The organism is Nitrospirota bacterium, assembly GCA_040755395.1.
Lineage (GTDB): Bacteria > Nitrospirota > Nitrospiria > Nitrospirales > Nitrospiraceae > DATLZU01.
This window is the reverse complement of the sequence record JBFMAX010000013.1, coordinates 114,958-121,066: the sequence shown is the minus strand read 5'-3', so window position 1 is coordinate 121,066 and position 6,109 is coordinate 114,958. Positions and strand designations below refer to the sequence as shown.

General features: G+C 59.9%; 6 protein-coding genes. All 6 read left to right on the top strand.

Going from position 1 to position 6,109, the window contains the following annotated elements; genetic code table 11:
* The first annotated feature begins 246 nt into the window (after positions 1-246).
* The 6 genes from AB1555_16690 (at position 247) to AB1555_16665 (ending at position 6,011) form a co-directional block, all read left to right on the top strand.
* Positions 247-495, top strand: a complete 249-nt coding sequence (locus AB1555_16690) for a DUF4258 domain-containing protein (GenBank protein MEW6248328.1) — start codon at positions 247-249, stop codon at positions 493-495.
* Positions 456-713 (top strand): YgiT-type zinc finger protein, encoded by a 258-nt coding sequence (locus AB1555_16685; GenBank protein MEW6248327.1) that lies wholly within the window; start codon positions 456-458, stop codon positions 711-713. Before AB1555_16690 ends, AB1555_16685 begins: the two co-directional genes overlap by 40 nt.
* An 80-nt stretch (positions 714-793) precedes the next feature.
* On the top strand, positions 794-1,054 hold the full coding sequence (locus AB1555_16680) for a hypothetical protein (GenBank protein MEW6248326.1): 261 nt from the start codon (positions 794-796) through the stop codon (positions 1,052-1,054).
* Positions 1,051-1,779 carry an alpha/beta hydrolase gene (locus AB1555_16675; protein MEW6248325.1) on the top strand — a complete coding sequence of 243 codons (729 nt, stop codon included), beginning with the start codon at positions 1,051-1,053 and terminating at the stop codon, positions 1,777-1,779. The genes AB1555_16680 and AB1555_16675 overlap by 4 nt, the downstream gene beginning before the upstream one ends.
* A 520-nt stretch (positions 1,780-2,299) precedes the next feature.
* Positions 2,300-4,324 carry a TonB-dependent receptor gene (locus AB1555_16670; protein MEW6248324.1) on the top strand — a complete coding sequence of 675 codons (2,025 nt, stop codon included), beginning with the start codon at positions 2,300-2,302 and terminating at the stop codon, positions 4,322-4,324.
* Positions 4,325-4,823: 499 nt separating this feature from the next.
* Positions 4,824-6,011, top strand: coding sequence for a YncE family protein (locus AB1555_16665; GenBank protein ID MEW6248323.1), 1,188 nt, complete (start codon positions 4,824-4,826; stop codon positions 6,009-6,011).
* Positions 6,012-6,109: the final 98 nt, after the last annotated feature.

Sequence of the window (6,109 nt, the reverse complement as noted above, 5' to 3'; positions counted from 1 at the left end):
GCCTAGGACCAACGATCTCGGGTCGACCCGACCCAGAGGTCGGACAAAACATCAACCACTTAGCCCCAGGAGGGGGGGGAATTTCAGATGAAAGAAAAGGGTCCCTTTTCAGATGAAAGTTGACAGCCCGCTTGTGCGCGACTCTGAAATGGGTCAGACTGTGCAAGTATGCGGAAGGTTCCCAACGATCCTCTTGCGTTTATTCGGCGATGCGTCTGCGAGAGAAAGATTCATTGGACGTACCACGTGACCATGCGCCTGGCAGGCCGTTATCTTACAAGGAAAGAAATCCTGGAGGCTGTTGACAGCTACGCACTTATTGAATCATATCCAGAAGACAAATATCTGCCCATCTATCTCGTCCTGGCGGCAGAGAGCTTCCATGTCCAGTTCGCAGCGGATGTGGAAGGAGACAATGTCCGCATTGTCACCGCGTATCGACCGGACCTCAATGAATGGGAGGCAGACTTGAAAACGAGGAGGACACGGCAATGAAGTGCCGAGTTTGCGGGAGCAGGCTACGACCAATGACAACAGACCTTCCGTTCAAAATCACGGAACGGACGATTGTGATCCTCAAGCAGCTGCCAGTAACGCAGTGCGAGCAGTGCAGGGAGTATTCGATTGAGGATTCGGTCTTCGCAAGAGTTGAAGAACTGCTTTCGAAAGCCGATACATCGGCTGAGCTTGAGATCATTCCATTTGCTGCTTGATTGAAAGAGCGGTCTAACAAGCGGTGAAGCGGACCGCTCAAAAGGGCACCGCTTAGCCGCACGTTAGCCACATAGAGCACATGGCCATGCTTGCTTCGAAGGTGACGATCCTAGCAGAGCTTCTGCAGGAGTACTATGAGCCGGGCGAACTTCGAGACGTCGCGCAACTCTTCGGCATCGAGCTTCCGGAACTCTGGTCATCCTCGACCAAGCAGGAATGGCTGGCCGTCGCCCGTCAGCTGATCGAACACCTGGAACAGGGTAACTATCACGTGTTGCTTCAGACGCTGCTCGGGGGGCGAGAAAAAGGGGTCGGGAGTCTTAATAGTGCACACTCATGAAACGACTCCCGACCCCTTTTCTTGTCCCCACGCATGGAGCGTCATGGGTTTGGGACCACGTGCGCCCGCTCTTGCGTTTCCCGTCGTTGGCGGTTGATTTGCCGGGCCATGGTGCGAAACCCGGTGACCTGAATTCCTTGAGCTACGCTGACTGTGTCAAGAGTATTCAGGAAGAATTACCCGACCAAGGGCGATTCATCCTGGTCGGGCATTCGCTCGGTGCCACGGTGGTCTTGGCCTTGGCAGAGAGTCTGCCAGCGCGCATAGCGCATCTCGTGATCATCGCTGGCCCGGTACCCCGCCCAGGTCGTTCGATTACCGATTCGTTTCCGCTCCTCATCAGAGTTGCGAGCCGGGTTGTCTTGCGATCGAGCGACCCGACCTTTCCTCCATCGCCACGCCTCGCGGCGCGCACGATGTTGAACGGTCTGGATCGGCGGGTTGTCCAGGAGACATGCGCCCGCTTGACAGCCGAGTCACGGTTTTTGGTGCTTGAGCCGCTCCGTTGGAGTGGCCGGCCATCGGTGCCTTGCACTTACATCCGATGCCTGCGCGACCGAAGCGCGTTGTCCCCGCGGCATCAGGAGCGCATGGCACGCAACTTGGGGGCGCAGGTGCAGATGTTCTCGCTCGGTACTTGCCACTATCCCATGCTGGAGCGACCAGAAGATATTGCAGCTCTGCTCAATAGGGTTGGCGATGCCGTTATTGTCAATTTCGCCTAGCAACCGCTTCGAGTGGGACACTCCGCCAGCAAGCTTCGCTTGCTGCCTCCGTGCCCCTCAAACTGCACGTTGGGCGGCACATCAAGGGATGGTAGTACGGCCCCCCTCTCCTAGTGCGAACACAGCCACGTACTTCTGCGGTAGGTAGACCGAGCAGGACTCTCACCGTACCAGTCGATCTCTTCTATCGATGACTCCAGACGACCTCGAGCGAATTGTCCAGACAGGTCAGGAGACCAGGGCAATCGAGTTCAAGACTGCCGGCGAATGGGCCGATCCTGCCTTACAAGGGCCCTGAAAAGGGGGCGGGGCGTTGAAAAAGGGTCGGGAGTTTTCACCGGTATGACGTCTCCCCTCGCTACCGCGGGGAGGGGGTTGACGGCAACAGATAAAAGACTCCCGACCCCTTTTCTTTGCCCCCGACCCCTTTTCTTTGCCCCCATTGACAAAGTGAAATCGACTAGCTAGTAGTGCGGCTCTTTTGTGGAATGCCTGACCGCCGGCAACAGGAGCGTGCGCCGTGCATCCAGTTTGTAGGAAATCCCTTACAGCCGAACCGGGATTCCAATTCATCGGTTTCCCAGAGCCGACTCCTTACGCCCGCGCGCTGGTCCTGGTCTGGTGGGCCCTCATGCAGCCGGCCCCGGCGATGGCTCAAGAATTCCCGCCCGGCGTCCAGGAAGAGCTCCGCTTGCTCAAGGAGGAAACGGTCACGACGCCCATCCGTCACGAGCAGCCGATCTCTCAGGCGCCCTCCAATGTGTACGTGATCACCGACGAAGATATCCGCCATTCCGGCGCCGTGGATCTCCCGACCCTGCTTCGCCGCGTGCCGGGCCTGGAAGTGATGCAAATGACGGGGGCGGATTTCAACGTCAGCGCCCGCGGGGATAACCAGGTCTTCGCCAACAAGCTGTTGGTGCTCGTCGACGGGCGGTCGATCTACGTGGACGTGCAGGGCTCGGTGTTCTGGAAGACCATCCCGGTGACGCTGCCGGAGATCAAGCGCATCGAGGTGGTGAAAGGGCCGATCGAGGCGCTGTATGGGTTCAATGCCTTTGACGGCGTCGTCAACATCATCACGAAATCGCCGGAAGAGATTAAAGGCACAACCTTGCAGGTCGGCGGCGGCGAGTTCGGCACGCTGACCGGCGCCGCGATCCACGCCGGCACCCAGGGCAAGCTCGGCTACCGCCTCTCGATCGGCGAAGATCAGACCCAGCAGTGGGACGACCGCCATGCGCTCGCCTTTCGAGCGTATAAATTCAACGTCCATACCGAGTATGCGCTCGACGAGGCCTCGCGGCTGGTGGTTTCGGGAGGACTGGTCGACGCCAACCGATTTGACGGGCCGGTCACCGATCGAGTCGGGCTGAACGGCAAGTTCACCGACGGATACGCGAACATCGGCTATGAACGGCGGAATTTTTTCGTCCGGGCGTGGTGGCGGGAATTCGACACGGCCGCGGACTTCAGGACCCACCCGGGGCTCGCCGGCCTATTCGTGCTCACGGATCGTGACGGCCGGCCCATCGGCGCCTTCGTCAACAACTCCTACAATGTCGAAGCACAGCACGCGGTCGAGGTGGGCGGGGGGCACCGCCTCACCTACGGCGTGAATTACCGCCACAATTCCCTCTCGAGCAACATCATCGACCGGTACGGCCGGGAAGACCGGTTGGGCGTGTATCTCCAGGGCGAATGGCAGCTCGCCCGGCCTGTCCGGCTGGTAACCGGGATCCGTTACGATCTCCATACGGAGATCAACCCCACGGTGAGCCCGCGCGTCTCCCTGCTGTACACGCCCATCCCCGATCATACGTTCCGCGCCACGCTGTCGGTGGCGTATCGACCTCCGACCTTGCTGGAGACGCACCTCGATACCCGCGCGGTTCTCCCCGGGCCGGTCGTGACGACCGGAGTGCCCACCTCGAATCTCAATCCCGAGCAAATCGTGTCCTACGAGGTCGGCTATCAAGGCTGGTTCCTGCGACACCGGCTCAGGCTGCGGGCGGATCTATTTCTCAATCACATCTCCGACCTGATTGCGGTGCGCACCCCGACGGCCACGACCGCTGTCAATATCAACGAGGGCGAGGCCGACATCTACGGCGGGGAGGCGGGCGTCGAGTTTCTGGCGACGTCGTGGCTGACCGGCTTTGCAAACTACGCCTATCAGGAAGTCGGGCAGACCTTCACGACCCGCGCGCAGCGCGGGGCCCCACGGTTCAAAGTCAACGCGGGCCTGCGCGCCGAATGGGCCAATGGGATCAGCGCCGAGGCGCTGTGGCACCATTACGGAGCCGCCGTCTATCCGATCGACCCCACCTTCGCGACCCTGGCCCACTTCAGCGCCGTGGTCCCGGACGGACGGGTCGGCAGCTACAATCTCCTGAATCTGCGAGTGGCCTACCGTTTCTGGCGTGAAAAAGTCGAGCTGGCTGTCTCGGCCTTCAACGCCCTGAATGACCGGCACAGAGAGCATCCCCTGGGCGAGGTGATCGGAAGCCGAGTGATGGCCTGGTTGACGGCGAAGCTCTGGTGAGGCTCGCGAGATATTGCGCGCGCCTCCGCGATTCGTGACGCAGCCCGACCCGGCCCCCAGGTTGGATCCACAATTTCCGGAAGAGCCCGACAATCTGATCTTGGCCGGTCGTCCGGCGGATTCCCAGAATCCAGAGATGTGCCGATCGGCGGCTCGTAGTGAAAGGATGCGCGGGCGTGTCAGCCGCCGCGCTCACCTGCCACGTTGGAACTTGATGGCCGGCTAGACCGCTCGGCCGCACCGTCTGTCCGCGAACGTGGTGTCTTGACAAAGGATGACACGTGACAGATAGTGCGCCAGCTTCCTGGGGTGGATATGCGAAACTGGAACAACAGAAACCGGACAGCGATCAAGGGACGCTGAGTGCCTGATTTACCTTATTGTTCCATTCAGTCGGACACCCAGAGGTCTTGACCTTAGAAGAAGGAAAGAGCGTCAAAGGGATATACGATGAAACACAGAACGGGGTCGGCCCCCTTATCATCTTGAGGAGGGACCTATGGGTGCCTATCGTCTCTTCGCCATTTGTCTTGTGCTCCTCTTGTCTTCCGCCTCGCTCGCCGCGGCGGAGATCCTCGCCCTTTTGAACTATGAGAGCAAGCCGAATCAGCCGGTCCGGCGTGAAGGCATTGCGATCATGGACATCGATCCTCAGTCGGCTGACTTTGGAAAAATTTTAATGGAGGTGCCTCTACCGCCCGACCTGGTGGCCCACCATATCTTCTTCAATCGCGATCGGACCAAGGCGTACATCACGGCGCTCGGCAAACCGGTGCTCCATGTCGTGGACCTCACCCGTTTCCCCTACCGGCTCCGCGCCATCAACGTGCCCGAGTGCCAGGTGCTGGAAGACTTGGTGGTTTCCGAGGACAACCGCACCTGGTACCTGACCTGTATGGGATCGAGCAACGTGATTATCGGCGATGCCGTGAAGGATCAGCCGTTGAAAACCGTGAGCGCCGCTCCACCCGCCGAGGCCTTTATCCTCTATCCGCACGGGATCGCGATCCATAACGGTATCGACCGGGTGCTCGTCACGAGTACGGTGAAGCCGGATAACATGACGGAAGCGGGCGAGACCGTGACGGTGTTGGAAGCGAGCAGCGGGAGGGTGCTGTCCACGCACAAGCTTGCGGCGAAGCCCTCTCCCGCGAAATCCGCACCGGTGGAAATTATGTTTTCGCCCAAGTCCGACCCACCGGTGGTCCATATCACCAATATGCTGGAAGGGACGCTGTGGGCCGGTGTCTGGGATCCTCAGGCGAAGACCTTTGCGTTCCATCAGGTGGACGACTTCGGCCCGCGGCAACAAGGCATGCCGCTGGAAATGCTCTACAACGCCAAGGGGGACCGGTTGTACGTCACGACGGCGAAGCCGGGGTTTGTAAATGTGTATGACAATACCGATCCACGACAGCCGATGTTTCTGCAAGCCATTCCAGCAGCGCCGGGTGCGCATCATAGCGTGCTGTCTCCCGACGAGCGCTATCTGTTCGTGCAGAATAGTCTGCTGAATCTGGAGGGCATGAGTGACGGCTCCGTCACGGTGATCGACTTGGCGAAGGGCGGGCAGGTGCTCGGGAGCATCGACACCTTGAAGACGCAGGGGTTCAACCCGAACTGCATCATGCTGTTGCCGAATCATTTTCAGCAGGCCGGCGCGCAGGTGAGCCAGATGATGCACTAGCGCGCATTATTCATGAACGCTTCTGCTGCAATTGCGGATTCGCCGCTGCGACAAGCCGGCATGCGGCTCGGCGGCATGCCGGCGGGCAGGCTCGCCGC